The 24,969-nt window shown below is 59.1% G+C and carries 25 protein-coding genes; 13 read left to right on the top strand and 12 right to left on the bottom strand.

Features of this window, described 5'->3' with window-relative positions:
- Positions 1–18: 18 nt before the first annotated feature.
- Positions 19–2,007 carry a lytic transglycosylase domain-containing protein gene (locus ACZ5RG_RS11220; protein WP_464447067.1) on the bottom strand — a complete coding sequence of 663 codons (1,989 nt, stop codon included), beginning with the start codon at positions 2,005–2,007 and terminating at the stop codon, positions 19–21.
- A gap of 9 nt (positions 2,008–2,016) precedes the next feature.
- Here ACZ5RG_RS11220 and ACZ5RG_RS11215 point away from each other — a divergent pair, with 9 nt between their 5' ends.
- Positions 2,017–2,601 (top strand): 5-formyltetrahydrofolate cyclo-ligase, encoded by a 585-nt coding sequence (locus ACZ5RG_RS11215; RefSeq protein WP_298603311.1) that lies wholly within the window; start codon positions 2,017–2,019, stop codon positions 2,599–2,601.
- A gap of 4 nt (positions 2,602–2,605) precedes the next feature.
- Here ACZ5RG_RS11215 and ACZ5RG_RS11210 read toward each other — a convergent pair whose 3' ends face one another.
- Positions 2,606–3,658 carry a LysR substrate-binding domain-containing protein gene (locus ACZ5RG_RS11210; RefSeq protein ID WP_464447066.1) on the bottom strand — a complete coding sequence of 351 codons (1,053 nt, stop codon included), beginning with the start codon at positions 3,656–3,658 and terminating at the stop codon, positions 2,606–2,608.
- A gap of 152 nt (positions 3,659–3,810) precedes the next feature.
- On the opposite strand from ACZ5RG_RS11210, the gene ACZ5RG_RS11205 reads away from it, so the two are divergent.
- From ACZ5RG_RS11205 to ACZ5RG_RS11195, 3 genes are all read left to right on the top strand, one after another.
- Entirely contained in the window at positions 3,811–4,281 is a 471-nt protein-coding gene (locus ACZ5RG_RS11205) for a DUF2917 domain-containing protein (RefSeq protein WP_464447065.1), read from the top strand.
- Between the two features lie 92 nt (positions 4,282–4,373).
- Entirely contained in the window at positions 4,374–5,003 is a 630-nt protein-coding gene (locus ACZ5RG_RS11200; RefSeq protein WP_298603314.1) for a TetR/AcrR family transcriptional regulator, read from the top strand.
- A gap of 77 nt (positions 5,004–5,080) precedes the next feature.
- Positions 5,081–6,106: an MBL fold metallo-hydrolase gene (locus ACZ5RG_RS11195; RefSeq protein WP_464447064.1), complete on the top strand. Its 1,026-nt coding sequence runs from the start codon at positions 5,081–5,083 to the stop codon at positions 6,104–6,106.
- Positions 6,107–6,362: 256 nt separating this feature from the next.
- Here the strand turns inward: ACZ5RG_RS11195 and ACZ5RG_RS11190 are convergent, their stop codons facing one another.
- Positions 6,363–7,214, bottom strand: a complete 852-nt coding sequence (locus ACZ5RG_RS11190) for a DUF6279 family lipoprotein (protein ID WP_464447063.1) — start codon at positions 7,212–7,214, stop codon at positions 6,363–6,365.
- Between the two features lie 354 nt (positions 7,215–7,568).
- On the opposite strand from ACZ5RG_RS11190, the gene glmU reads away from it, so the two are divergent.
- Positions 7,569–8,996, top strand: coding sequence for a bifunctional UDP-N-acetylglucosamine diphosphorylase/glucosamine-1-phosphate N-acetyltransferase GlmU (glmU, locus tag ACZ5RG_RS11185; protein WP_464447062.1), 1,428 nt, complete (start codon positions 7,569–7,571; stop codon positions 8,994–8,996).
- Positions 8,997–9,137: 141 nt separating this feature from the next.
- Here glmU and ACZ5RG_RS11180 read toward each other — a convergent pair whose 3' ends face one another.
- Complete coding sequence (locus ACZ5RG_RS11180) at positions 9,138–9,623, bottom strand: Lrp/AsnC family transcriptional regulator (protein ID WP_298600340.1); 486 nt, start codon at positions 9,621–9,623, stop codon at positions 9,138–9,140.
- Between the two features lie 147 nt (positions 9,624–9,770).
- Between ACZ5RG_RS11180 and glmS the strand changes: the two genes are divergently transcribed.
- The 3 genes from glmS to ACZ5RG_RS11165 all read left to right on the top strand — a co-directional run bounded on the left by glmS (position 9,771) and on the right by ACZ5RG_RS11165 (position 13,650).
- The gene (glmS, locus tag ACZ5RG_RS11175) at positions 9,771–11,633 is read left to right on the top strand and encodes a glutamine--fructose-6-phosphate transaminase (isomerizing) (protein ID WP_464447061.1); all 1,863 of its coding nucleotides are present in this window, start codon (positions 9,771–9,773) and stop codon (positions 11,631–11,633) included.
- Positions 11,634–11,893: 260 nt separating this feature from the next.
- Complete coding sequence (locus ACZ5RG_RS11170; protein ID WP_464447060.1) at positions 11,894–13,114, top strand: acetylornithine transaminase; 1,221 nt, start codon at positions 11,894–11,896, stop codon at positions 13,112–13,114.
- Between the two features lie 65 nt (positions 13,115–13,179).
- A complete protein-coding gene (locus tag ACZ5RG_RS11165; protein WP_464447059.1) occupies positions 13,180–13,650 on the top strand; it encodes an SET domain-containing protein in 471 nt (156 codons plus the stop codon).
- A 27-nt stretch (positions 13,651–13,677) separates the two neighbouring features.
- On the opposite strand, the gene ACZ5RG_RS11160 is transcribed toward ACZ5RG_RS11165, so the two are convergent.
- From ACZ5RG_RS11160 to ACZ5RG_RS11145, 4 genes are all read right to left on the bottom strand, one after another.
- Positions 13,678–13,866, bottom strand: coding sequence for a hypothetical protein (locus tag ACZ5RG_RS11160; RefSeq protein ID WP_464447058.1), 189 nt, complete (start codon positions 13,864–13,866; stop codon positions 13,678–13,680).
- Positions 13,863–14,246 carry a hypothetical protein gene (locus ACZ5RG_RS11155; RefSeq protein ID WP_312260096.1) on the bottom strand — a complete coding sequence of 128 codons (384 nt, stop codon included), beginning with the start codon at positions 14,244–14,246 and terminating at the stop codon, positions 13,863–13,865. Before ACZ5RG_RS11155 ends, ACZ5RG_RS11160 begins: the two co-directional genes overlap by 4 nt.
- Positions 14,246–14,572, bottom strand: a complete 327-nt coding sequence (locus ACZ5RG_RS11150) for a hypothetical protein (RefSeq protein WP_298600360.1) — start codon at positions 14,570–14,572, stop codon at positions 14,246–14,248. The genes ACZ5RG_RS11155 and ACZ5RG_RS11150 overlap by 1 nt, the downstream gene beginning before the upstream one ends.
- Positions 14,573–14,658: 86 nt before the next feature.
- Positions 14,659–14,922: a VF530 family protein gene (locus tag ACZ5RG_RS11145; RefSeq protein ID WP_298600363.1), complete on the bottom strand. Its 264-nt coding sequence runs from the start codon at positions 14,920–14,922 to the stop codon at positions 14,659–14,661.
- 91 nt (positions 14,923–15,013) lie between these two features.
- Here ACZ5RG_RS11145 and ACZ5RG_RS11140 point away from each other — a divergent pair, with 91 nt between their 5' ends.
- The 4 genes from ACZ5RG_RS11140 to ACZ5RG_RS11125 all read left to right on the top strand — a co-directional run bounded on the left by ACZ5RG_RS11140 (position 15,014) and on the right by ACZ5RG_RS11125 (position 19,531).
- On the top strand, positions 15,014–17,518 hold the full coding sequence (locus ACZ5RG_RS11140) for a Lon protease family protein (RefSeq protein ID WP_464447057.1): 2,505 nt from the start codon (positions 15,014–15,016) through the stop codon (positions 17,516–17,518).
- A 217-nt stretch (positions 17,519–17,735) separates the two neighbouring features.
- Positions 17,736–18,371 (top strand): response regulator transcription factor, encoded by a 636-nt coding sequence (locus tag ACZ5RG_RS11135; protein WP_464447056.1) that lies wholly within the window; start codon positions 17,736–17,738, stop codon positions 18,369–18,371.
- Positions 18,372–18,410: 39 nt separating this feature from the next.
- Positions 18,411–18,704 carry a hypothetical protein gene (locus ACZ5RG_RS11130; protein WP_315135257.1) on the top strand — a complete coding sequence of 98 codons (294 nt, stop codon included), beginning with the start codon at positions 18,411–18,413 and terminating at the stop codon, positions 18,702–18,704.
- Positions 18,705–18,889: 185 nt separating this feature from the next.
- The gene (locus tag ACZ5RG_RS11125; RefSeq protein WP_464447055.1) at positions 18,890–19,531 is read left to right on the top strand and encodes a LuxR C-terminal-related transcriptional regulator; all 642 of its coding nucleotides are present in this window, start codon (positions 18,890–18,892) and stop codon (positions 19,529–19,531) included.
- Between the two features lie 19 nt (positions 19,532–19,550).
- Here ACZ5RG_RS11125 and ACZ5RG_RS11120 read toward each other — a convergent pair whose 3' ends face one another.
- Both ACZ5RG_RS11120 and ACZ5RG_RS11115 read right to left on the bottom strand, forming a co-directional pair.
- Entirely contained in the window at positions 19,551–20,258 is a 708-nt protein-coding gene (locus ACZ5RG_RS11120) for a Crp/Fnr family transcriptional regulator (protein WP_464447054.1), read from the bottom strand.
- 115 nt (positions 20,259–20,373) lie between these two features.
- Complete coding sequence (locus tag ACZ5RG_RS11115; protein ID WP_298600378.1) at positions 20,374–20,895, bottom strand: Crp/Fnr family transcriptional regulator; 522 nt, start codon at positions 20,893–20,895, stop codon at positions 20,374–20,376.
- 401 nt (positions 20,896–21,296) lie between these two features.
- On the opposite strand from ACZ5RG_RS11115, the gene ACZ5RG_RS11110 reads away from it, so the two are divergent.
- Positions 21,297–21,959, top strand: coding sequence for a cyclic nucleotide-binding domain-containing protein (locus ACZ5RG_RS11110; protein ID WP_464447053.1), 663 nt, complete (start codon positions 21,297–21,299; stop codon positions 21,957–21,959).
- Here the strand turns inward: ACZ5RG_RS11110 and ACZ5RG_RS11105 are convergent.
- Positions 21,956–23,791, bottom strand: coding sequence for an NAD(P)/FAD-dependent oxidoreductase (locus tag ACZ5RG_RS11105; protein ID WP_464447052.1), 1,836 nt, complete (start codon positions 23,789–23,791; stop codon positions 21,956–21,958). The genes ACZ5RG_RS11110 and ACZ5RG_RS11105 overlap by 4 nt on opposite strands.
- Before the next feature lie 233 nt (positions 23,792–24,024).
- On the bottom strand, positions 24,025–24,942 hold the full coding sequence (cysK, locus tag ACZ5RG_RS11100) for a cysteine synthase A (RefSeq protein ID WP_315135262.1): 918 nt from the start codon (positions 24,940–24,942) through the stop codon (positions 24,025–24,027).
- Between the last annotated feature and the right edge of the window lie 27 nt (positions 24,943–24,969).

The raw sequence follows: 24,969 nt of genomic DNA, 5'->3' as shown, positions 1-24,969 counted from the left end.
CTGGCGACGCCGTGCGCCTCAGGGCAAATCCTTGTTCACCTCGGTGGTTTGTGCGTTGCGCGGCCCCACTTGGCCTAAGCGGGCTTTGAGCGACTGCGGCTGGCGCGTCAAGATGGCGGCGTAGTTGGTGGTGTTGGACAGCACTTTTTTCACGTAGTCGCGCGTTTCTTGAAACGGGATGTTTTCGGCCCAGATGGCCGCTTCGAGCACGGGGCCATTGCGCCAAGTGCGCGATCGCCCTGGCCCGGCGTTGTAGGCCGCAGTGGCCAGTGGCATCGAGCCTTCAAAGTCGTCCAGCACCAGCTTCAAATAACCCGTGCCAATGGCCACGTTGACTTCGCGGTCGGTGATTTGGTCAGGGGTGAAGCTGGTCAAACCGATTTTTTTGGCAGTCCATTTGGCGGTCGCGGGCATGACCTGCATCAGGCCCGAGGCGCCCACATGCGAGCGGGCATCCATGATGAAGCGGCTTTCTTGCCGGATCAGGCCATACACAAAAGCCGGGTCGAGTCGGATGTCACCTGCTTTGCGCACCACGATCTCGCGCAGCGGCATCGGAAAGCGTTGCTCAAAATCAATGGCCTCTTTGGTTCGGTCGCTGGTGTTGATGCAGCGGTCCCACACTTGGCGCTGGCAAGCCAGATCGGCGGCAGCCAAGAGATCGCGGTCGTTCATGCCGCCCGGGGTGTGCAAGTTGGTGCTGTAGTTCCACTCGCGGTTGCCTTCGGGGCGCAGGCCGATCTGGATGGCGTACAGGGCGCGTTGCAGTCCGGGGTTGATCAGGGCTGCGGCTTTTTCTTGCGGGTTGAGTGCGATGGGCCGTTCAGGCAGGGTGATGGCCTGGCCCAGTTCTTCGAGCGCCAGTTGTTCGTAAAAACCCCTCACGCTGGCGATGCTCCGCAGCAGACCTTGGGCTTCTTGTTTTTGGGCGTTGTCTTGCGCCGTGGCGCTCAAGGCGCGGGCGCGCCAGTAAACCCAAGTCGGGTCTTTTTGCGACTCGGGGCTCATGGCCTGGGTCGCGGTCAAGACCTGACGCCATTGGCCCATGCGCAAAGCGGCGCGCACTTTCCAGCTCAGCAAGTCGTCGTTCAGGTCGCTGTCTTTTTGCACCTTGGCAAAGTGGCTGCTGGCGTTGTCTTGCAGTTTTTGCGCGGCCTGTTTGCCAATCACGCCCCAAGTCCAGTTGCGTTCTTCTTGGCTCAGTTGGATGGACCAGCGCCGATTCAGCAAATCGGCGGCTTCGTCGGGGTCTTTGGCGGCCAGCCTGATCAGGGCCAGCACCGCCAGCTCTTTGCGGTTCTTGGTGATGGCGATGATGCGTTTGTCCAGGTATTTGGCTGGGTCGGCATAGATCAGGGCCACTTGTTCGGACAAACGCGGTGCTTCGATGTCGACCGCTGCTTGGGCCGGGCGAGGGCGGTTGGCGTCCATGGCCAGCCGCGCCTTGCGCCAAAGGTCCAAGCCATTGATCTGTTTGCCCGAGTGCAAATGCTCGGCCACATAGGTGCAGCCATCGTCGGCTTCGCGCAGGGCGTACCACAGGCGCTTGGCTTCTTCGGCCACATCGGCCTTGCTGTTCATGGCCTCGGTGGCCAGGGCGTAGCAGCGCACTTCGCGGTCATCGCGCATGCGGTAGCGCGGGTATTCGGCGGTGAAGTTGGCCCAGTCGCGGCGCTTGCCCAGTTGCAGCAGCCAGTCGGTGCGCAAGCGGTCTTCGTAGTAGCTGCCGGCATAGCTTCTCAAGAAGCTGCGAATCTCTGATTCGGGCGCGGTGTCGAGGCGGGCGCGCATGTCCCAATAGGCGGCCAAGGGCTCCAGCACATGGCCCCGGGTTTGGGGCAGCAGGGCCGACAAGCGGTTTTTGTCGCCTTTTTTGAAGGCTTGGCCCATCTCCAGGATGACGTCATCGCCCTTGTTGGCGGCCTGCACTTGGGCATGGGCGAGGGGGCTCCAAAGGCCTGTCATGGCCAATGCGTAAACCAGTGTCAGAATCTGAGTGAATTTCATGGGTCGATTATGGACAAAGCTGAAGCTAAAAAAGCCTTACGAAAAGCCTTGATTGAAGAAAGGCTGAACCTGCCCGACCGCCTGACAAGGGCCGAAGCCTTGCAGCGCGTCATGCGCATCTGGCTGTTTGACCGACCCGACACCGTGATCGGGGCCTATTGGCCCATCAAGGGCGAATTTGACCCGCTGCCTGTGCTGCACCGCTGGAAAGAAGACGGCGAATTGAATGGCGAGCCCCAACGCCGCCGCATTGGCCTGCCTGTGGTCAACAAGCTGCACAAAACCTTGACGTTCCACACCTGGTACCCCGGCTGCGCCATGGAGGAAGACGCCTACGGCATCCCCAAACCCAAAGACACCGAAGTCATCGTGCCCACCTTGTTGTTTGTGCCCTGCGTGGGCTACGGCACGGGCGGTTACCGTTTGGGTTATGGCGGCGGTTTTTACGACCGCACGCTGGCCACGCTGCAACCCAAGCCCTTCACGGTCGGTTTGGGATTTACCCAAGGCTTTGTGGACGACTTGGAGCCCGAAGACCACGACGAGCCACTGGATGCCATCTTGAACGACAACGGAGTGGTGTGGCCGGTTTGAGGGGTCAGTCCGGCGCGGCCAGGGTGTCAGGGTCGGGCACATCGCCAATCGCCAGGCGTGTTTCTGAGGCCTGCAGGCGCAACCAGTCACAAAAGGCGCGCACTTCGGGGCGCGTGCTGCTGCGCGTGGCGATCAACAGCCAATAAGCCAGCGGGGAATTGAGCCGCATGCTGGGTAACACTTCTACCAAACCGCCCTGCGCCAGGCTTTCGGCCACCAGTGGCAGGCGGGCCAATGCCACGCCTTGGCCGGTCAAAGCCGCTTGCACTATCTGGTGGGCGTAGTTGAAGTACAACCACCGCGCCGGAGACAGGGGCAGTGCTTGGCTGCTGCCCCCTGGGGGGCGTCGTGTTTCGGTGTGGGGCACCGGGCTGGCGCTGCCAGCGCCACGTCCATAGGTGTCCAGCCAGCGTTGCCAGCTGAGCCATTCCATGTGCCGGGTGCGGTAGGCGTCGCCCGATTCGATCAGCGTGCAGCGCATCAGGTCGTCCACGTTCTGGATGGGCTGTTGCTTCAACAACCAGGGGCTGGCGACCACCGTGAGCTGTTCGCCGAACAAGCGCTCGGCTCCGCTGTGTGGCGAGCGGGTGGCGTAGCGCAGGGCCAGATCGACATCGGTGTTGTGCATGTCGATGGCGGCATCGGTGGCGTCGATGCGGATGTCGATGTTGGGGTGGTCGCGCTGAAACGCCTCCAGCCGTGGGATTAGCCACATGCTGGCAAACGAGGCCCAGGTGGTGATCGAAACGCTCTGGCGTCCGGTGCTTTGGCGGATTTGCCGCACCGCCAAGTCGATGCGCTCGAGCGATGCGCCTGCAAAACGGTGCAGCAAGCTGCCCGCACTGGTCAGCTCCACCGAGCGGGTGTGCCGCAAAAACAGCGCGGTGCCCACCTCGTGCTCCAGCGCCTGAATCTGCCGACTGACCGCGCTTTGGGTCAGGGCCATTTCTTCGGCGGCCACCCGAAAGTTCAGGTGCCGGGCGACTGCGTCGAACGCCCGCAGGTAGCTCATCGAGATGGGGCGGGTGCGGGCAGCGGGAGCGGAACTGGGTGGCATGGTGACGTCAATGATACGGGTGCAGCACTTTGCCATTCATGCTTTTGGCACATCAATGGGTCACAGAGTTTTCATTGGACAGTGAATGCTTTGGCTTGCATCATGACTTGGCCGACGCAGTTGTCGGTGTTGAATCAACCCAGGAGATGGCGATGTCTGAACCCGAGCTGTGCGCTTCTTTGCAAGACTGTCAACAACTGAAAACTGCCCGCCGGGCAGGCACTTGGCGCCTGGCTCCCCAGCATGCCATGAGCCTGTTGCCCCGCAAAAACAGTCAATTGCTGATTGTGCAAGGATGCGCATGGATCACTTGGGAGAAACCCATTGAACACTGGGCCCGAACCGATGGCGACCATTTTTTTGTGGCTGGTCAAATCATCGACGTGCCGGCCGGAGCCCGCCTGGTGATGGAAGCGCGTTACGCCCATGAGGCCCTGCACTTTGACTGGCGGGAAATGCCGCCTGGGCTGGTGCTGCACCGATCTTCTAGAGCCAGCGTGCCCGAGTTGGCGCGGCAGTGGGGCCAGGCCTGGGGACAGGTGGGCTGGGCCACGGCCCGCCTGGTGTGTGGCCTGTGGCACGCCCGCTTGCAGGGTCGGCAGGTCGGCGACTTGCCGGTTTGAGCCGCAGGCCTGAATGGGGCTTGAACGGCATCTGGGCGGTGCTTGAGCAGCGTCTGACCTGCGCATGGTGCCATGGCTGGCAGAATGCCGCCATGGCCCGACCCAAATCAGCAACCCACGACATCAAGCGCGACGCCATCCTGGACATCGCCGCGCAATGCTTTGCCCAGCGCAGCTACCCTGCTGCCAGCATGAACGAGATCGCCGCTGCCTGCGGCACGTCCAAGGCGCGGCTGTACCACTATTACGAGAGCAAAGAAGCGATCTTGTTTGACTTGCTCGATCGGCACACCCAGCGCCTGCTGGCGCTGATTGCGCAGACCGAGGCCACGGCCCAGCGCAAAAACCTGGACGAACGCGCCACCCTGCACGAGCTGGTGCGGGCGTTTTTGCAGGAATATGAAACCTCGGCGACCCGGCACGCGGCCTTGCTCAATGACACCCAGTTCTTGAGCGATGCCCCCGATCCGGCCTTGCCCTCTGGCACGGTATCGCCGCGCGAATTGATCCTGAACCGCCAGCGCGACATCGTGGCCGCCATGACCCGCTTCATGAAACGCGCCTATCCCGAGCGCCTGACCCCCACCAACCAAACCGCCCTGACCATGATGCTGCTGGGCATGATCAACTGGACCTTCACTTGGCTGCGCCCAGGCGGCCCCATCAGCTATGCCGCCTTTGCCGATGAAGTGATCTCCATGCTCGAAAAGGGGCTGGGTTGAGTGGGGTGAAATTCAACAATGCGTAACGCATTTCGTTTAGGTAAAATTCAGCCCATTCATTGACCGGAGCCATTTTCATGTCCCAAGCCCCCAACAAAGCGCCCGCCAAGGCCCCTGTTAAAGCCTTTGCCAGCCAGGCCGACCTGAGCGAAAAAAAGATCACGTTCGAGCAACTCAGCCCGCATTGCTGGGCCTACACCGCCGAGGGCGACCCCAACTCGGGCGTCATCATTGGTGACCGCTTCATCATGGTGAGCGACGCCACGGCCACGCCTGCCATGGCGCAAGACCTGATCAAAAAGATCCGCACCGTCAGCGACCTGCCCATCAAATATGTGCTGCTGACCCACTACCATGCGGTGCGCGTGCTGGGGGCCTATGCCTACGCGGCCGAAGGCGCGACCGAGATCATCGCCAGCGAAGGCACGCTGGACTTGATCAAAGAGCGTGGCGCACAGGATATGAAAAGCGAGATGGAGCGCTTTCCGCGCCTGTTCCGCGGCGCGGACAGCATCCCGGGCCTGACCTGGCCCACCATGGTGGTCGGTGGCGGCAACCCCACAAAAGGCGAAGTGCCCGGCAAGCTCAGCATCAACCTGGGTGGCGTGGTGGTGCAAATTTGGCATCCGGGTCCTGGCCACACCCGTGGCGACACGATCGCTTGGGTGGAAGAAGAAAAAGTGCTGTTCTCGGGCGACTTGGTGGAATACGAAGCCGGTGTCTACACGGGCGACGCCCAACTCGAAGAGTGGCCCGCCACCCTCGAAGCCCTGCGCGACTTGAAGGCCGAGTTCATCGTGCCGGGCCGTGGTGAAGCCATGAAAGGCAATGCCAACGTCAACAAGGCGCTGGACTACACCCAGCGCTGGGTGACCACCTTGTTCCAAGCGGGCAAAGAAGCCGTGGCCGGCAAAATGGACTTGAAAGCCGCCATGGCCCACACCCGCAAGAGCATGGACCCGGTGTTTGGCCATGTGTTCATCTACGAACACTGCTTGCCGTTTGACGTGACACGCGCCTATGACGAGGCCAGCGGCATCAAGAACCCCCGCATCTGGACCGCCGAGCGCGACATGGAAATGTGGAAAGCGCTGCAAAGCTGACAAGCCATGGATACCCGGTCAAGCCGGGTATGACACAGTCTTTTGGCCCCATTTGTCACCCTTGACTTGATGAGTGCCCATGCTTCAACGGCCATGCATACCCGGTCAAGCCGGGTATGACAACGTTTTTTAGCCCCACCTGTCACCCCCGCGTGACAAAGCCTTTTAGCCCCATTTGTCACCCCCGACTCGATCGGGGGTCTGTGTTTTTGGGTGGTAATGCCTGTTGGTCCGCGCAGGCCGAGAGGCCGCGTGCTCAGGGTTTGATCAAGTCCCGGATATCCCTGTCGTAGGCGCGCAGCCTGCGAGCCACTTGCTGGCGTTGCTCGGGCGTGGCGGTGTTGTGCAACTGGGCCAGGTTGTCACAGGCGCGTTGCGACAGGCTTTGCATCATGGTGCGCTGCCCGGCGTCGGGCGGCAACAACCAGCGCTGCCAAACGCCCCATAACTGCGCTTGTGCTTGGGCTCGTGTCATGCCGTCTTGGCTGATGCGCTGCAAAGCCGACAGCAAATCCTGCTGGCGGCGCTGCCGGTCTTGTCTGCCCCACTCGGCGGTCCAGGGCGACTGTGCCAGTTGCGTCTTGATCAAGCCCTCTTGAGCCGGGTTCAACTCGCCATAAAACGAGCGGTAGCGTTCCAGTGTTTTGTCCAGTCGGCGCTGCAGCCGTTCGCTGGTGTTGCCTTGCAGCCACTCCTGTTCCCATTCTTCGTTTTGGCGCTCCCAGTGCCGTGCCATGTGGCTCAACTGGCGTGGTCCCAAAGCCATGGCCACCGGGGCCACTTGCACCACGGCCTCGCGCATCAAGGTGTCCAGTCGGGTTTGTACATCGGCCCAGACGCCGCACACCTGTTCAGACTGCACGGGGCCTGCGGTCAGTGGCAGCGCGCGTTGCAGCAGTTCGGCATAGGCGGGCAGCTCTTCGCGGCGATGCCATTGGTGCAGCTGGTCAAGGGCCTCTTTGGCCCCCTTGGACTGAGCGCCGCTGAACGATACCGTGCTGTCCAACCACCAATAAGACAGCGTGGGCAGTTGCTGGTAGCCCAGCTTGATGGTGCTGCAACCTTGTAGCAACACCAAGCAAAACACAAGCAGGGTCCGGCGGATCAATTGAAGTCCTTCACAGCGAACGACCAATCCTCAAAATGCCCCGAGCTTGTGTTGCTCACTTTATCTTCCAGGGCCAGCCGTTTGACTGCACAGTTTTGCATCGTCCAGTGCCAATGGGCAAGCCAAAGTGATGATCGCATCGAAAGCTCCGCATGGTGTCAATGGCGTGAATGCCTCAACAAGGTGCACCCAAGACCGAAGCCGCGATTGTCCATCAATACAGATCCCGACACTTCCTTGAGTTCAAGCGATTGACTGGCGCCGTCAATCAAGCCCTTCAGTCACCGGGTTGACTCTGGCGATAATGCATACCTGTATTTGCAGCCGCTGTTTGGCCACTTTAGAAAGTCGTTCATGAGCTTGAACACCCCGTTTCCCATTGATGTCGTCGTGATGGCCGCTGGCAAAGGCACGCGCATGAAAAGCCGCCTGCCCAAGGTCTTGCAGCGTTTGGCTGGCGTGCCGCTGGTGCAGCATGTGCTGAACACCGCCGCGCAGCTGAACGCGCGTTCGGCCGTGGTCATCACCGGGCACGGAGCCGACCAAGTCGAGCCCGTGTTGCTGGCCCCCGGTCAGGCGCTGGCGGTGCAATGCGTGCGCCAAGAGCCCCAGTTGGGCACAGGCCACGCCGTGCAACAGGCGCTGCCCGCGCTGGCCGATGATGGCGTGGTGGTCATTTTGTCGGGCGATGTGCCGCTGACGCAGGCGGACACCCTGCAAGCCCTGATCGCCCAATGCGGCGGTGACAAGCTGGCGCTGCTCACCATCGACTTTGCCGACCCCACCGGTTATGGCCGCATCGTGCGCGGTGCTCAGGGCCAAGGCCTGGGCGATGCGGTGCAAGCCATCGTCGAACACAAAGACGCCAGCGACGCGCAGCGCCAGATCAACGAGGTTTACAGCGGCATCATGGCCGTGCCTGCCAAATTACTCAAACACTGGCTGGGGCGCATTGACAACCAAAACGCCCAAGGCGAGTACTACCTGACCGACGTGGTCAAGTTGGCCGTGGCCGACGGGGTGCCCGTGGTGGCCCACAAAATTGCCGATGCGCTGCAAGTGGCTGGCATCAACAGCCCGGTGCAACTGGCCGAGCTGGAGCGTGCCCACCAGCTGCGCCAAGCGCACGGCCTGATGGCGCAAGGCGTGCGCCTGCAAGACCCGGCCCGCTTCGATTTGCGTGGCCAGCTCGATTGCGCGCAAGACGTCGAGATCGATGTGAACTGCGTGTTTGAAGGCCGCGTGGCCTTAGGCGAAGGCGTGAAGATCGGCGCGAACTGCGTGATCGCCAACTGCACCATCGCTGCGGGCGCGGTGATCCACCCCTTCACCCACATCGATGGCGAAAAATTGGGCGTGTCGGTGGGCGAGGGCGCACTCATTGGCCCCTTTGCCCGCCTGCGCCCAGGTGCGCAGTTGGGGGCCGAAGTGCACATTGGCAACTTTGTCGAGGTGAAAAATTCCACGATGGCCCAAGGGGCCAAAGCCAACCACTTGGCCTATTTGGGCGACGCCACCGTGGGCGAGCGCGTGAACTACGGCGCGGGCAGCATCACCGCCAACTACGACGGGGCCAACAAGCACCGCACCGTGATCGAGGCCGACGTGCACATTGGCAGCAACTGCGTGCTGGTGGCCCCGGTGACGATTGGCGCAGGCGGCACCGTGGGCGGCGGCTCGACCATCACCAAGAGCACCGAGCCGGGGGCTTTGAGCGTGGCGCGTGGCAAACAGATCAGCATCGCCCATTGGGCGCGGCCGCAGAAGAAGCCCAAGCCTTGAGCAGATGCACGTGGGTCAACCCCGCTCGCACACGGGGCCGTCATGACCGCGAAGGCGGGCATCCATCGCCGCCAACCACGGATACCCGATCAGCCCAGGTCTGACAAGAGTGGTATCGAATGCGGCAGCGACAGTGTGCGTTTATTTGAGCACCGGCCAAGTCGTTGTGAACTTGGCCCGTTTGGTGGCAAAAAAAGCCTTCACATTGCGCACATTGGCGTCTTGCGTGAACAGGGCTTGGCTGATGGCCAAATAGTGCGGCATGTCGCGGGCCTGCACCACCAGCATGAAGTCTGGCCCCGGCGAGACGCGCCAACACTGCTGCACAGCATCTTGGGCCACGGCCCGCGCCTCAAACGCGTCCAGGTGCTCGCTGCCTTGCTTGTCCAGCGACACTTCCACCAGGGCGGTCAGTCCGTGGCCCAGGTGGGCGCTGAGTTTGTCGGCATTCAGCACGGCCATTTGCCGCTCGATCCAGCCCGCATCCACCAGCCGCTTGACGCGCCGCAAGCAAGTGGGGGGCGACACATTCACTTGGCGGGCCAAAGCCACATTGCTCAGGCTGGCATCGTGCTGAAGGCTGTCCAGCAGTTGCAGGTCGATGGCGTCGAGTTCAATAGATTCCATGGATGGTATTTTATTGAAATTTAATTTCATGGAGATGATTTCATGAAATTAACGATGATTTGGATTTGATAATTGATCTGAAATTTCAAGCCAGCAGGTCTAACATCGCCGCAGTCCCATTCCAACACCATCTTCGGAGTTCCCCCTATGTGTGGCATCGTCGGCGCAGTCTCTTCTCGCAACATCGTTCCCATCTTGGTGCAAGGCCTGCAACGGCTCGAATACCGGGGCTATGACTCTTGCGGCGTGGCCGTTCATGCGGCCAGCTTGGGCGGCGGCACGGGCGGCTTGCAGCGTGCACGCAGCACATCGCGTGTGGCCGAGCTGATGGACCAAGTCAGCGCCGACCACATCGAAGGCGGCACCGGCATTGCCCACACCCGTTGGGCCACGCATGGCGCACCTGCCGTGCACAACGCGCACCCGCACTTCAGCCACGGCACGGGCGCGGCCGACGGCAAGCCGGGCAAGGTGGCTTTGGTGCACAACGGCATCATCGAAAACCACGAAGAACTGCGTGCTGCTCTGCAAGCCAAGGGCTATGTGTTTGCCAGCCAGACCGACACGGAAGTCATCGCCCATTTGGTCGACAGCTTGTACGACGGCGACATTTTTGAAGCCGTCAAAACCGCCATTCGCCAACTGCACGGCGCGTATGCGATAGCCGTGTTCCACAAAGACGAGCCGCAACGTGTGATCGGCGCGCGTGCCGGATCGCCACTCATCTTGGGCGCGGGCCAAGGCGAAACCTTCTTGGCCAGCGATGCGATGGCGCTGGCCGGTGTGACCGACCAGATCGTGTACCTGGACGAGGGCGACGTGGTCGACATCCAGCTGGGCAAATACTGGGTGGTGGACCGTGACCACAAGGCCGTGACCCGCGCTGTCAAGACGGTGCACGCGCACAGCGGCGCAGCCGAACTCGGGCCATACCGCCACTACATGCAAAAAGAAATCTTTGAGCAGCCCCGCGCCATTGCCGACACGCTCGAGGGCGTCGAAGGCATCACGCCCGAGTTGTTTGGCGACGGCGCGTACAGCACCTTCAAGGCGATTGACAACGTGTTGATCTTGGCTTGCGGCACCAGCTACTACAGCGGCTGCGTGGCCAAGTACTGGATCGAGGCGATCGCCAAAGTGCCCTGCCAGGTCGAGATCGCCAGCGAATACCGCTACCGCGAATCCGTGCCCAACCCCAACACCTTGATTGTCACCATCACCCAAAGTGGTGAGACCGCCGACACCCTGGCCGCGTTGCGCCACGCGCAAAGCCTGGGCATGACGCAGACGCTGACCATCTGCAACGTGTCCACCAGCGCCATGGTGCGCGAGTGCAAACACGCTTATGTGACCCGCGCCGGGGCCGAGATCGGCGTGGCCTCGACCAAGGCCTTCACCACCCAACTGGCTGGGCTGTTTTTGCTCACGCTGGCGCTGGCGCAGACCAAAGGCCGCTTGAGCGACGAAGAAGAGGCTGGGCACATCAAAGCCATGCGCCACCTGCCCGCCGCGCTGCAAGCCGTGCTGGCGCTGGAGCCGCAAATCATCAGCTGGGCCGAAGAATTTGCCAGCAAAGAAAACGCGCTGTTCTTGGGCCGGGGCACGCACTACCCCATCGCGCTCGAAGGCGCTTTGAAGCTCAAAGAGATCACCTACATCCACGCCGAAGCCTATGCCGCAGGCGAACTCAAGCACGGCCCGCTGGCGCTGGTGACCAGCGCCATGCCCGTGGTCACCGTGGCCCCCAACGACCAGCTGCTGGAAAAGCTCAAAAGCAATATGCAAGAAGTGCGCGCTCGCGGCGGCGTGCTCTATGTGCTGGCCGATGGCGACACCAAGATCGAAAGCAGCGAAGGCGTCAACGTCATCCGCATGCCCGAGCATTACGGCGTGTTGTCACCCATCTTGCATGTGGTACCGCTGCAGCTGCTGTCGTATCACACGGCTTGCGCAAGGGGGACGGATGTGGACAAGCCGAGGAATTTGGCCAAGAGTGTGACGGTGGAGTGAAGCGAAGCGCTTGCTTGTTTGCCGTCAAGCGAGACCTTTGAATTTTTTCCTGTACGATGCTCCTCATGTTTTTCATCGCCCCATCTTCCGCCGCATCCCGAGCCGCACGAGCCCGTCGCTCGTTGCCGTGTGCTGCGCGTGAGGTTCGGATGATGGTGTAAGACCCCCATTTTTCAGTTTCCCCACCAAGGCCACGGCTCACCCCCGTGGCCTTTTTCTTTGTCTCGTGTTTTCTTTAACCCCTCAGAAAGGACTTTCCCATGACACCCGAACCGCAACAGCCCAGCCCTATGTCGCCGTCGTTTCAGCATTTGATGCCCGTGACCGAACGCCCTGCGCAGGTCTTTGTGCGCGGCCAAGGGGCGTGGTTGTGGGACGCGGCGGGCACGCGTTATCTGGATTGGCTGCAAGGCTGGGCGGTCAATGCGCTGGGGCATTGCCCACCCGAAGTGGCGCAGGCCTTGCAAACTCAGGCGGGGCTGCTGCTCACCCCCAGCCCGGCCGTGCACAACCTGCCTTCTTTGCAATTGGCCGAGAAGTTGTGTGCACTCAGCGGCATGGACCAGGTGTTTTTTGGCTCGACCGGGGCCGAGGCCAACGAGGGCGCGATCAAACTGGCACGCAAGTGGGGGCGTTTGCATCGGGGTGGGGCGCACGAAATCATCACCTTCGACAACGCTTTTCATGGGCGCAATCTGGCCACCATGGCTGCCAGTGGCAAAGCGGGTTGGGATGCGCTGTTTCCTCCGAACATGCCCGGCTTTGTGAAGGCGCTTTGGAATGACATCGACTCGGTCAAGGCGCTGCTGAACGACAAGACCGCCGCCATCATGTTGGAGCCTGTGCAAGGCGAGGCCGGGGTTCGGCCCGCCACACAGGCATTCCTCCAAGCACTTCGCCAGCTGTGCGATGCGCAGGGTGTGCTGCTGATCTTTGACGAGGTGCAAACCGGCTGTGGCCGATTGGGGGCACTGTTTGCGGCCCAGCACTTTGGGGTGCAGCCCGACATCATGACTTTGGGCAAGGGGCTGGGCGGTGGGGTGCCGATATCGGCGGTGTTGGCGCGTTCGCATGCCTGTGTGTTTGCGCATGGCGATCAAGGCGGCACTTACGCGGGCAACCCGCTCATGTGCGCGGTGAGCCTGGCGGTGATGGACACCTTGAGCCAGCCCGCGTTTTTGGCCCATGTGCGGACGATGGGGGCTTTGCTGCGGCAAGGCTTGCAGTCTTTGTCTCAGCGCTGGGGCTTGGGCGAAGTACGCGGCGTGGGCTTGTTGCTGGCGCTGGAGTTGGGCAGTGACCGCGCCGCAGAGGTGGTGCAGGCTTGCCGCGAACGCGGCTTCTTGGTCAATGCCGCCCGTGCGCATTGCCTGCGCATGATGCCCCGGCTCAACAGCACCGAGGCTGAAATCTTGGAGGGGCTGGCGGTGCTCGATGCGTCGCTGGCGCAGGTCTTGGCCCCTGCCATGCAGAACGCTTGAGGCGGCTGGGGACGCAGGCCAAAGTCTTTATAGTTGCGGCTTTGCATTGAGAAAGTCACCTGGGCATGAAGCCTGTCTTGCGTTCCCTCCACGGCAGCGATGCGATCTGTGTGCAGTCCTCGGGCGTTCACGGCAAAGGCGTGTTCGCCACACGGCATCTGGCCGCAGGCGAGCGGATCATTGAATATGTGGGCGAGGTCATCACCATGGCCGAGGCGATTGCGCGTCACCCGCACGATGCCAGCAACCCCGACCACACGTTTTACTTCCATCTGGACGATGGCCGGGTGATCGATGCGCTGTATGGCGGTAACGATTCCAAATGGATCAACCATTCGTGCCGCCCCAATTGCGAGCCCGACCTGGTGAAGGGGCGCATTTTCATCAAAACCCGCAGGCCTGTTTACAGGGGCGAAGAGCTGACGTTTGACTATGGCTTGTTCAGCGACGAGCCGATGACCGAAGCGCTCAAGGCGCGTTATGTCTGCCGTTGCGGCGCGGCCAAGTGCCGGGGCACGATGCTTTCAACAGACTAAGTGGGCGTGCCGGATCGAGCGTTGCGCTCAAACCCCCGTCACCGGAGGTGGAGGCGGCGGCGTTTTGTTGGCTGGCTTGTGCTGTTCGCTGTGCGCATGCGCTGGTTTGGCGCACACGCGTTGAAGCAGCAATAACCAAGCGGGTTGCTGCATGGCCTGAATGCACAGCGCGCGTGACACCGCCAGGCGTTGTTCGGCAGACGGTGGCGTACTCATGGCTCTTGGTTTTGGCGCAAGGCCAGAATGTCCAGCGCAATTTGTGCTTTGAGTTTGCCAAATGGGCGCGCCACCTTGACGCGCCTGGCACGCGCCCAACAGGCCAACGAGAACAGACCCAGTGCCAAAGGCACAAACCACATGAGCCATGCACTGTGCGCATTGACCTCAGGCAATGCAGTCCAGAGCAGCAAGGACACCCCTGCCAAAAAGACCCCAAGCAGCAAGCTTGCCGTGCCCAAGGCATAAATCAGCAAGCGGGTTTGCCAAGCCCGCACATGCAGCGCCCATTCCTCGGATGCCAGATCGGCATAGCCGTGGGCGTGCATTATGAGCAGGTCCGGCGACAGCAACAAAAGCTTGAGCAGGCGCTTGTTCATCAATGGGTGCGTGAACGGATCAGCCAACTCACCAGTGTGGCCACTGCGGCGCCTGCGCCTGCCGCAATCAATATTGATTTGAAGGGTGCGCAGTGAATTTGATGCTCGGCCGTGGCGGCGATCTTGCGTGTCTTTTGTTCCAGCAATTTCTCGGCCTCGACGGCCGCGTCCCGGCTGTGATGGGCCATGTCGCTGATGCTGTCAGACAGACGATCGGCCAAGCGTTCAAAAGCCGGTTTGGATTCGTGCGCCGCAGCGTGCATGCCAGCCGCCGTGCCTGCGCCTGCAGCAGCCATTTTTTCTTGAGGATTTTGAGGGTCTGTCATGAGAACTCGCTTTGTCGGTGGATTAAAAACAGGCCTCCACCTTAAAAGCGACAGACAGCAGCGTCTGTTGGCTGACGCACTCAAACTCAGTCTTCAGGCCTTTGTTGGCGCTTTTGATCGCGCAGCATAAACAGGTACAGGCTTTCCACCTTGTCGCGGGCCCAGGGCGTTTTACGCAAAAATTTCAGGCTGGAACCCACGCTGGGGTCGTGTGTGAAGCAGCGGATCGGGATGCGCACACCCAGATCGGCCCAGCCGTAATGGTCTGCCAGTTGGGTGACGATGGTTTCCAGTGTTAAGCCGTGCAGCGGGTTTCGCGCTTGCTTGAGGTCAGGTGATGGAGCTTGCATGCCGTCATTGTCCCTTGATTTGGACAGCGTGATGCAGCACACGGAAAGGCTCGCAACCTTGTCTTAAATTGCCATCAGCAAAACAAGCAACTTGGCTGGCTTGAAACCGATGGAGCGTTTGAACATGGACCCGACCGCGCTAGCGACAGCGACCACAGGCCAAGGCTTTGAGTTGACAGCAGACCAGTTGCGCAAAACGGTCGAGCCCGACACCTTGGGTTTTTCTGACACGTCCGAGTTGCTGGACCAAGGCGTGCCCTGGATTGGACAAGAGCGCGCCAAGCAAGCGGCCCAATTTGGCATGGGCATGACCGAGCCGGATTACAACCTGTTTGTATTGGGTGAGGTGGGCAGCGGCCGCACAACGCTGCTCAGCCAGATGATGCACGCGCAGGCCGAACAGCGTCCGGTGCCACCCGATCTTTGTTATTTGCACAACTTTGACGAACCCGAGCGCCCCCGTGCGCTGCGTCTTCAGGCCGGGCAGGGGCGCGTGCTGCGCCAGTTGCTGTTGCAGTTGGCCAAGCGCTTGCAGACCGAGGTGCCGAAGCGCTTGGGGCAAGATGATTTCAAGGCCGAAAGCCAGCGGATTGAGGCGTCTTACAAAACCGAAGAGGACCGTGGTTACCTGGCCCTCAGTGCTTATGCCGAGTCCCACCACTTTGCTTTGATGCGCGATCAGGGGCACATGGTGTTCACTTTGAAAGACGCACAGGGTGAGCCGGTCACAGCGGGCAAGGCTTTGGCCTTGAGCCAGGAAAAACGCGCTGAAATAGATGTTGCCGAAGCTTCGCTCAGAGACGAGATCAGCCGCTACCTTGAAAAAACGCGAGCCATGGAGCGCGTGATGAACGAGGGCTTGTCTGCGTTGCGCAGGCAAACCCTCAAGCCCATGCTGGACCACGAAATGCAGGTGATCCGCAATGCGCTGAATCAACCTGTGCTGGACAGTGTCAAGTTGGGTGCATTTTTAGAGCAGATCCAGAACTGCGTGCTGGAAAACGTAGAGCTATTTGAGCCTGGGGATGACGAGGATGTGCGCTTGGAGGCGCTGGCTGCCGTGTTGTCGCTGTTTCGTGTCAACGTGGTGGTGGACAACCATGCGTTGCAAGGGGCACCTGTCATTCGTGAAGACAACCCCTTGTTCAGGATGTTGTTTGGCAGCATTGAATACGAGTCGGACAGTGGTGAATTGGTGACCGATTTTTCTCGCATTCGTGCGGGCAGTTTGCTGAAAGCGCATGGCGGATTTCTGATGCTGCACCTGCGTGACTTGTTGGCCGATTCGCATGTGTGGGAAAAATTGCGCCGTTTCATGCGCAGTGGGCGCGTGCAAATTGAAGAGCCCGGCATGATGTATGCGCCCATGGCTGCGGTCTCACTGGAGCCCGAGGCGGTGGATGTGGATGTGAAGTTGGTGCTGGTGGCTTCGGTGGATGAGTACTACGCGGTGCAAGAAGCCGACCCTGAGTTTGCCCGGCGCTTTCGCTGCAAGGTCGATTTTGCCGAGAGCATTCCGGTCACCAGCGCATCGGTTCACGCCACGGCGATTTTTGTGGGCCAGATTTGCAAGCGGATGAAGTTGCCGCATTTTTCGGCTGCGGCGGTCGCGGCCTTGATTGAAGAAACCCACCGCGAGGCCGAAGACCAGGATCGACAAAGCGCGATCTTCGCTTTGGCCGAGGCCTTGGTGATTGAGAGCGCTGCATTGGCCAGGCAGCGCGACATGCCACAGGTGGGGGCAAGCGACGTGAAGAACGCCAGGCAAGCCCGGATTCACCGCCACAACTACCCAGAGCAACGCCTGCAGGAAACCATTGTCGATTGTGAACGTTTGTTGGTGGTGTCTGGCGAACGGGTGGCGCAAATCAACGGCCTCACGGTGGTGGATTTGGGGGACTACCGGTTTGGCTTTCCCGTGCGGGTGACGGCCAGTACCTATGCGGGAGAAGAGGGCTTGCTCAACATCGAGCGGGAGGTCGAGATGTCTGGTCCCATCCACGACAAAGGGGTGCTGATTTTGCACAGCTATTTGTCTTCCTTGTTTGCCCACATTGCGCCGTTGGCCATGAATGCCGCCGTGGTCTTTGAGCAGGAATACAGCGGAGTCGAGGGCGACTCGGCTTCATGTGCCGAGTTTTATGCCCTCTTGTCGAGCTTGTCGGGGTCGCCCATGCAGCAAGGCATCGCGGTCACAGGCGCAGTCAATCAGCATGGCGATTTGTTGCCTGTCGGTGGCATCAACGAAAAAATAGAAGGCTACTTTCGGAGTTGCGAAAGCCTTGGCTTGACTGGCGATCAAGGGGTATTGATGCCCCGGCGGAACCTGCGCCATTTGATGCTGGATGAACGGGTGGTGCAAGCGGTGACCGCTGGGCGGTTCCACATCCATGTGGCCGACACGGCCAGCGAGGGCATGGCCCTTTTAACCGGCATGCGTTTTGGCGTGTTGGGGCTTGGGGGGTACGACGCGGACAGCGTGTTGGGGCGTGCGCAAAAAACCTTGCAACGCTTTCGCCATGCCTGTGAACACTTAGGTAAACCAGCCGTCAATCCAAACCACATGCGGCACCTCAAGCACAGCATTTACCGCTGAAGATTTCAGCGCTCATTTTGAGCGTGCCGATTGAATGGGAAAGACAAAAAACACTACCTGTTTTTAGGGGCTCACTGGTTTTTAAGTAGCTTGGCTCATTGATTCAGACGATTAAAGAAAAAGACAGATCGCCATATTCTGAGCACAAGGATCAGGTGATTCCTTGCTTGCTTAAGAGAATTTCTTGGTCCGTAAAACTATGAAAAGGACGATATTCATGTGCATTAATCTTGTGCTTGCCGATCCATATCCAGTGATGCTGGAAGGCTTGACCCACGTTTTTGAAAACACGCCTGATTTTGCGGTCAAGGCCTGCGTGACGAATGGCGATGCAGCGATGAAGGCCTTGTTGGAGCACGAGCCGCACATTTTGGTGATGGACTTGTCCTTGTCTCAAAAAAGCGGCTTGGCTGTGCTTGAGGAAATCAGGGCACAAAATTTGAAGACCCACCCAGTCGTGTTCACGGGTGCGCCGATTGGCGAGGTGATGCGGGCGCTGGACCTGGATGTTCCTGGCCTGGTGTCCAAAGAAAAATCAAAACAAGTGCTGATACGTTGCATCAAGTCTGTGCATCAAGGTGGCCAATGGCTGGATCGTGATTTGACTGTCAAAACGATGTCTTTGCTGCTTGAGCAAAAAAAGAAAAATGAACATGCATCGCATCTTTTGACACCGCGTGAAATGACCGTTGCACGCATGGTCACCGAGGGGTGGCCGAACAAGAAAATTGCCAGCAAACTGTTCATCAGTGAAGGCACGGCCAAGCTTCACTTGCATCACATTTATCAAAAACTCAACTGCCCTGGTCGCATGTCTTTGCAGCGTTATATGCAGTCGAATGGTTTGGTTTGAATTTTCATTCACACAGACAGAGCCTTGAAAGGAATGAACATGAGCCACGAAAATCAAATGCTCGAAAAAGCCTACGCTGAAAATATCGGTGACCACTACCGGCGTGCGTCGGATGATTTGCTTCATGCCTATCAGCGCAACAAAGAGGCTGCACGGCACCATGAGGCGGGGGCGTTCAAGGCTGCCCTGCACCACGCGAAGTTATCCAAACACCACTCCTTCAACGCCCACGAACATTTGAAAGAGGCACTCAGCATCAGTGAAAAAATGAGCAACTTGGAATTACCGGTCGCTGGAAAGTCCGGTGCCACTGGGGGAGGCTTGGTTCAGTGATGCTCAGAAATTATCTTTCTTGCTATGTGTCAAGCCGCACAGTCAAAGCTGAATCGGGTGGATACACTTTTTTTAACGCCTACTGCAATTGAAAGTTGAAATATTTTTCCCATAGTTGTGAGGCGCAACAAACTGTTTGACTTTTCAATGCTCATATTTTTCGGTCCATATTAGGAGCAACTAGCATGTCAATTCGAGTATTGCTTTCTTCCAAGCACAAAGTGGTTTCTGAGGGCATCGCAGCGGTCTTGCGTACGCACCATGACATGGATCTGGTGGGTATTTCCGATAACGGCGCGACGACCAATGCCTTGTGTGATCAGGTCGATCCCGATGTGGTGTTGATTGGCATGCAAGCCAACGACGCAAAAGACATTGAGTTGATGCATCAGATCGCGCACCATCAACCGGTCAAAAACATGGTGGCTTTTTCTGGCAACTCGGATCGCAATTCCATCATCGAAATACTCGATGCAGGCGCGAAAGGCTATGTCTCGACGACCAGCAGCATTGATGAGTTGCTGTCAGCGGTTCGCGCTGTAGCGGCAGGCCGTGTGTATTTGTGTCAGACCGCTGCCGCTGAAATGATGGAGAGTGTTCGCAAGGCCAGGTCTGGCGATATCACTTCGACCGGGCTTGGCGGCCGTGAAGGGCAGGTCCTGCGCTTGATCGCCGACGGGTATTCGTCCAAAGAAATAGCCCGTAATTTGCAGATTGCCCCCAGCACCGTGGAGGTCCATCGCCGCAACATCATGCGCAAGATCGGTTTGCACAAAGTGGCCGATTTGACGCGCTACGCCATTCGCAACCAGATGGTCTCTGTCTAGTTGTTCCTGCGTGGCGACTTCAGTGGTTTAACTTGATGTAGTTGTCTTGGTCATTTTTGATGATGTCGTAGCACTCGCATGACCTTTTTTCGAGAGACTTGCGGTCGTGCACAACAACATGGCCACGTGTGTAGCTGATGGTGTTTTCTTCCATCAATCGATGTGCTGCTTGCGTTATCCCCTCGCGCCTGACACCTAAAAATTTGGCCATGAGTTCATGCGTCATGGTGATGTCGTTGCCGTCCTGTCTGTCCAACACCATCAAAAGCATTCTGCAGAGTTGCTGCTCAAGTGTGTGGTGTCGGTGGCAAACAGCGCCTTGAGACATTTGAGTCATCAGGTTTTGTGTGAACCTCAAAAACACCTTTTGTACGGCATTGCCTTGGTTGAAGCTGTTCAACACCACGCTCAAATTGATTCGAATGGCAGATCCTGCTTTCAGGACAACAGCGCTGTTGTGAGGTTTGCTGGCACCCATCAACAAATAGATGCCGATCACGCCTTCTCTGCCAATGATGGCCACGTCGCTGGAAGAGCCGTTTTCCAGAACATGAACCCATGACACGATCGCCGTCAGTGGAAAGTACAGGTGTCTCAGTGCGCGGCCAGGTTCGTAGAGCACTTGACCTGTTTCTAAGTCGACACGCTCAAAATGCGGAACCCATTCTTCATGAACTAATTCTGGTAAAAATGAAATAATTTTATTTAAATCAGTGTTTTTATTCATGAATCACAACTTTGATCTATTTACTTTAATAAATATAGCAAAATTGATGAGCCATATGTTCTTTGTCGAACAAATCTCCCTCTCCTTGCAAAGGAGAAAGATCCAATTTGTTAATTTAAATTAATCTGCCGGGTTTCAGAGATTCTGAGCTCACAGTTGGTTGCAAACCGGCCAAATTGAGAATGTTGAGCACACCTCTTTGGTAAGCGATCAGACCCCGCTCTTTCAGCTCACCTGCTGCCAGCGTGATGCTGACACGTCGGACGCCCAGCATCTGTGCCAAATGTTCGTGTGTCAGGTGCAGCTGTTGCATTTGTGCGCGTTCTGCAGACAAAGCCAACCACCGGGCCAAGCGGGTGGTGACATCTTCGAATTGAACAGACGCCGATATGGCGGCAATGTGTTCAGTCAATTGCCACAAATGCTGTGAGATGACCCACAACATGCCGGGCCGTTGGTGCAGCAGAAGTGCGAAGTCGGCACTCTCTGCCATCCAGGCGCTTCCGCTGGTTTGCACAAGAAAGTGCAGGTTCTCTGAGTTGCTGTCCAGCACCGAGCCCAAGCCGATGGCGCCTTCTGAGCCGACCAAGCCCACAGCCAATGCGTTGTGCGCTTTGTTTTTGACGAGCAGTGCCACGCATGCGCCCGTTAAAAAATAAATCTTGGGTGTTTCATGGTGCACAGGTTTGCACAAAATTTGACCTGCAAACAGTTGAACCGGTTTGCAGATGTTCTGCACCCGGTTTTGATCTTCCTTTGAGAGTTGAAAGATGATTCCGTTGGTCAAAAGCGTCACTGAAATATACCCGTGTGGCAGGTTTTTTTAGGTGGGTTGCTGAGAGCGCGGCGTGTCATTGTGTGCGCTTTTAAAAAGCCCAACCAATATTTGCCATGAGTTTTGCAAGTTGACCATATACCGCCCCAAGAGCTGTGTTCGATAAAGAACATAAAATAAAAATGACCCCAATCATCTAACCCACAGAGTTTGAATACCCGTCAAAACAGGTGCCAGAAGTCATGCATATGCCGACTGAAAAAATGAAAAACACATTGCTGTCTCTGATGCTTGCAGACAGCGGTGCGGTGCCAGCGTTGAAGGTGGACTGCGTGCCATTGCCGGTGGGACTTCTGGCATCAGAATCTGACTTTTCAGTTTATTTTCCTGTTGATGCGTTGATCACGCTGGGGCCTGCACAAGTGACACCTTCGGCGCGGGGTGTCGTTGCGCTTGTCGGCCAGCATGGTTGTGTGGGGCCATTGCAGAAAGGCGCGGCACGCATGCAAGCCCATGTGATGGTGGCGGGGCACGCCTACCGCGTGAACTGGACGCCTGTGCGTGACGATCCCGCGCGTTATGCACCCTGGTTGTGGCACCAAACAGCGGCCATGCAAAGACGGGTCAGTCAAATCGCCCAATGGTCATTTTGTGTGCAGCATCACACGCCCATGCAGAGTCTGAGCAGTTGGCTTTTGCATTGTTTAGCGCAACACCCCCATGCCGGCCTGACCTTGAGCCTGAATGCGCTGCCGCAGTCCATGAGGCAATGGGTCGACCTGTCCCAAGCGGGCGCAAGGCGGGCACCTGATGCATTGGCTTTTAACGTGCGCGATGGGTGTTTGCGCATGCCGTCTGCCCCCGATCTGGCCGCGCTGGCCTGCCCCTGTCACGCGCAAATGTCGAGCGACGTGGCGTCCGCTTAGGGCCTTGTCTGCGGCGAGTGCTGTGCAGTGATGTGCCTTGCCAAAGACTCAGCCACTTTGATGCCGTCCACCCCCGCAGACAAAATGCCGCCTGCGTAACTGGCCCCTTCGCCAGCCGGGTACAGGCCTTGGGTGTTGGTGCTCTGGTGGTCGTCGCCACGCGGCATGCGCAGCGGTGACGAGGTGCGGGTCTCGACGCCTGTCATGACCGCATCGGCCATGTCATAGCCGCGGATCTTGCGACCGAACACCGGCAACGCCTCGCGCATGGCGGTCACGACGTAGTCGGGCAGCACATCGGCCAGGTCGACCAATTTCACGCCGGGCTTGTAAGAAGCTTGCACGCTGCCCCATGCCGTTGATGCGCGTTGTGCCAGAAAGTCGCCGACCAATTGACCGGGGGCTTCGTAGTTGCTACCGCCCACTTCAAAGGCGCGGCTTTCCAGCTGACGCTGCAACACGATGCCCGACAGCGGGTGGCTGGCGGGCGGTTGCTGGCTTGCGAGTGCCTGCGCCTCTTGTGCCAGTTGTGTGCCGTCGTCATGGCCAAAGGCGGCTTGCCAGGCTGCAATGTCCAGCGGGTAGTCGGGTGGGTCAATCGCCACCACCATGCCCGCATTGGCATTGCGCTCGTTGCGTGAATATTGGCTCATGCCGTTGGTGACCACGCGACCGGTTTCGCTGGTGGCGGCCACCACGGTGCCGCCGGGGCACATGCAAAAGCTGTAAACCGCTCGACCGTTTTGTGCGTGGTGCACCAGTTTGTAGTCGGCAGCGCCCAGCAAGGGGTGGCCCGCATGGCGGCCCCAACGCGCTTGGTCGATCACGCTTTGCGGGTGCTCGATGCGCACGCCAATTGAAAAGGCTTTGGCCTGCATGGCCACACCACGGCGGTGCAGCATGACAAAGGTGTCGCGCGAGCTGTGGCCCAGTGCCAGCACCGCGTGGCGGGTGTGCAGGGTTTGGCTTTGGCCTGTGTGCAGGTCTTGCACTTGCAAGCCGGTCAGTTGGTGGCCTTCGGCGGTGGTTGACAGCAACACGTCGCTGACACGCTGCTCAAACCGGATCTCGCCGCCCAGCGCGATGATTTGCTCGCGGATGTTCTCCACCACCTTGACCAGCTTGAAGGTGCCAATGTGCGGGTGTGCGGCAAACAGGATGTCGGCCGGGGCACCGGCCTGGACAAATTCATCCATCACCTTGCGGCCCAGGTGGCGCGGGTCTTTGATCTGGCTGTACAGCTTGCCGTCTGAAAACGTGCCTGCGCCGCCTTCGCCAAACTGCACATTGCTTTCGGGGTTGAGCACTTTTTTCCGCCACAAGCCCCAGGTGTCTTTGGTGCGTTCGCGCACCGGTTTGCCGCGCTCGAGCACGATGGGCCTGAAACCCATCTGCGCCAAGGCCAGCGCCGCAAACATGCCGCAAGGGCCAAAGCCCACCACCACCGGCCGCTCGCCCTCTTGCATGCCAAAGCCTTGCGGCGCTTGGCAGGGCGCATGCCAGGTCATGTCGGGCGTGGGCTGGATGTGCGGGTTTTGCTCGAACTGCTGCAGCAAGCTGGTTTCGGCCTGCGTCTTGCTCAGAGCGATGTCCACGATGTACACCGCCAACAAATCGGCCTTGCGTGCGTCAAAGCTGCGCTTGAACACCGTCAGCGTGGCGATGTCTGCGGCGGCGACGCCCAGCGCTTGCGCCGCCAATTGGCGCAAAGCGGCCTCAGGGTGGGGTGTGGGCAGGCGGTCTTCGTCGGTTTCGCTCGGCGCATCGGCGGCGCGGCGCACTTCGACGGGCAGGGCCGAGAGGGGGAGTTTGAGTTCTGAAATTCGGATCATGGCAACCTCTGTGGCTTGTGGTTATCAAGCAAGAAGCCCATTTTATCTGCGGTGCTGCAGCCACATGCTTGGGGTGCATGTCATTCCTGACGCAATGCGCTCACCCCTGGCGAAGACCCGGGGTCCATCTCCGCCGCAGCCATGGATCCCGGATCAAGTCTGGGATGACAACAGGGTCAAGTCTGGAATGACAAGGGGGTCAAGTCTGGAATGAGATGTTGACGTCAGAGGACTCAAGCGGGCAAGAACCCTTCAATCGACAAATAGCGTTCACCCGTGTCGTAGTTGAAGCCCAGCACCGTGGCCCCTGCGGGCAATTCGGCCAGTTTTTGCGCGATGGCCGCCAGCGTCGCGCCGGACGAGATGCCCACCAACAGGCCTTCTTCGCGGGCCGATCGGCGGGCGTATTCGCGTGCGGCTTCGGCGTCGACCTGGATCACACCGTCCAACAAGGATGTGTCCAAGTTTTTCGGAATGAAGCCCGCGCCAATGCCCTGGATGGGGTGGGGCGCAGGAGCGCCGCCCGAGATCACGGGCGAAGCCGCCGGCTCGACCGCGAAGACCTTGAGGTTTGGAAACTTGGCCTTGAGCACACGGGCCGTTCCCGACAGGTGGCCGCCCGTGCCCACACCGGTGATGATTGCGTCAATGCCATCGGGAAAGTCGGCCAAAATTTCTTGTGCGGTGGTGCGCACATGCACCTCGGTGTTGGCGGGGTTTTCAAACTGCTGGGGCATCCACGCGTCGGGGGTGTTGGCCACCAGCTCTTCGGCGCGGGCGATGGCGCCTTTCATGCCTTTTTCGCGCGGGGTCAAGTCAAACGTGGCGCCATAGGCCAGCATCAGGCGACGGCGTTCGATGCTCATGCTGTCGGGCATGACCAGCACCAACTTGTAGCCTTTGACGGCTGCGACCATGGCCAGACCAATGCCGGTGTTGCCCGAGGTGGGCTCGATGATGGTGCCGCCGGGCTTTAAGGCGCCTGACTTTTCGGCGTCTTCGACCATGGCCAGCGCAATGCGGTCCTTGATCGAGCCGCCGGGGTTGCTGCGCTCGGACTTGATCCAGACATTGGCGTTGCTACCAAACAGGCGGTTGATGCGCACATGCGGTGTATGGCCAATGGTGTCGAGGATGCTTTGGGCTTTCATGGGGTTTTCCTGGCTGATACGTTCAAT

The sequence above is a fragment of the Limnohabitans sp. TEGF005 genome, assembly GCF_055394835.1.
Note: the sequence above shows the minus strand (reverse complement) of the source record. Positions and strands in the feature narration are given on the sequence as shown.

Coding starts and splice junctions, on each gene's coding strand:
- ACZ5RG_RS11220 (WP_464447067.1), bottom strand. CDS start 2,007: ATGAAATTCACTCAGATTCTGACACTGGTTTACGCATTGGCCATGACA.
- ACZ5RG_RS11215 (WP_298603311.1), top strand. CDS start 2,017: ATGGACAAAGCTGAAGCTAAAAAAGCCTTACGAAAAGCCTTGATTGAA.
- ACZ5RG_RS11210 (WP_464447066.1), bottom strand. CDS start 3,658: ATGCCACCCAGTTCCGCTCCCGCTGCCCGCACCCGCCCCATCTCGATG.
- ACZ5RG_RS11205 (WP_464447065.1), top strand. CDS start 3,811: ATGTCTGAACCCGAGCTGTGCGCTTCTTTGCAAGACTGTCAACAACTG.
- ACZ5RG_RS11200 (WP_298603314.1), top strand. CDS start 4,374: ATGGCCCGACCCAAATCAGCAACCCACGACATCAAGCGCGACGCCATC.
- ACZ5RG_RS11195 (WP_464447064.1), top strand. CDS start 5,081: ATGTCCCAAGCCCCCAACAAAGCGCCCGCCAAGGCCCCTGTTAAAGCC.
- glmU (WP_464447062.1), top strand. CDS start 7,569: ATGAGCTTGAACACCCCGTTTCCCATTGATGTCGTCGTGATGGCCGCT.
- ACZ5RG_RS11180 (WP_298600340.1), bottom strand. CDS start 9,623: ATGGAATCTATTGAACTCGACGCCATCGACCTGCAACTGCTGGACAGC.
- glmS (WP_464447061.1), top strand. CDS start 9,771: ATGTGTGGCATCGTCGGCGCAGTCTCTTCTCGCAACATCGTTCCCATC.
- ACZ5RG_RS11170 (WP_464447060.1), top strand. CDS start 11,894: ATGACACCCGAACCGCAACAGCCCAGCCCTATGTCGCCGTCGTTTCAG.
- ACZ5RG_RS11165 (WP_464447059.1), top strand. CDS start 13,180: ATGAAGCCTGTCTTGCGTTCCCTCCACGGCAGCGATGCGATCTGTGTG.
- ACZ5RG_RS11160 (WP_464447058.1), bottom strand. CDS start 13,866: ATGAGTACGCCACCGTCTGCCGAACAACGCCTGGCGGTGTCACGCGCG.
- ACZ5RG_RS11155 (WP_312260096.1), bottom strand. CDS start 14,246: ATGAACAAGCGCCTGCTCAAGCTTTTGTTGCTGTCGCCGGACCTGCTC.
- ACZ5RG_RS11150 (WP_298600360.1), bottom strand. CDS start 14,572: ATGACAGACCCTCAAAATCCTCAAGAAAAAATGGCTGCTGCAGGCGCA.
- ACZ5RG_RS11145 (WP_298600363.1), bottom strand. CDS start 14,922: ATGCAAGCTCCATCACCTGACCTCAAGCAAGCGCGAAACCCGCTGCAC.
- ACZ5RG_RS11135 (WP_464447056.1), top strand. CDS start 17,736: ATGTGCATTAATCTTGTGCTTGCCGATCCATATCCAGTGATGCTGGAA.
- ACZ5RG_RS11130 (WP_315135257.1), top strand. CDS start 18,411: ATGAGCCACGAAAATCAAATGCTCGAAAAAGCCTACGCTGAAAATATC.
- ACZ5RG_RS11125 (WP_464447055.1), top strand. CDS start 18,890: ATGTCAATTCGAGTATTGCTTTCTTCCAAGCACAAAGTGGTTTCTGAG.
- ACZ5RG_RS11120 (WP_464447054.1), bottom strand. CDS start 20,258: ATGAATAAAAACACTGATTTAAATAAAATTATTTCATTTTTACCAGAA.
- ACZ5RG_RS11110 (WP_464447053.1), top strand. CDS start 21,297: ATGAAAAACACATTGCTGTCTCTGATGCTTGCAGACAGCGGTGCGGTG.
- ACZ5RG_RS11105 (WP_464447052.1), bottom strand. CDS start 23,791: ATGATCCGAATTTCAGAACTCAAACTCCCCCTCTCGGCCCTGCCCGTC.
- cysK (WP_315135262.1), bottom strand. CDS start 24,942: ATGAAAGCCCAAAGCATCCTCGACACCATTGGCCATACACCGCATGTG.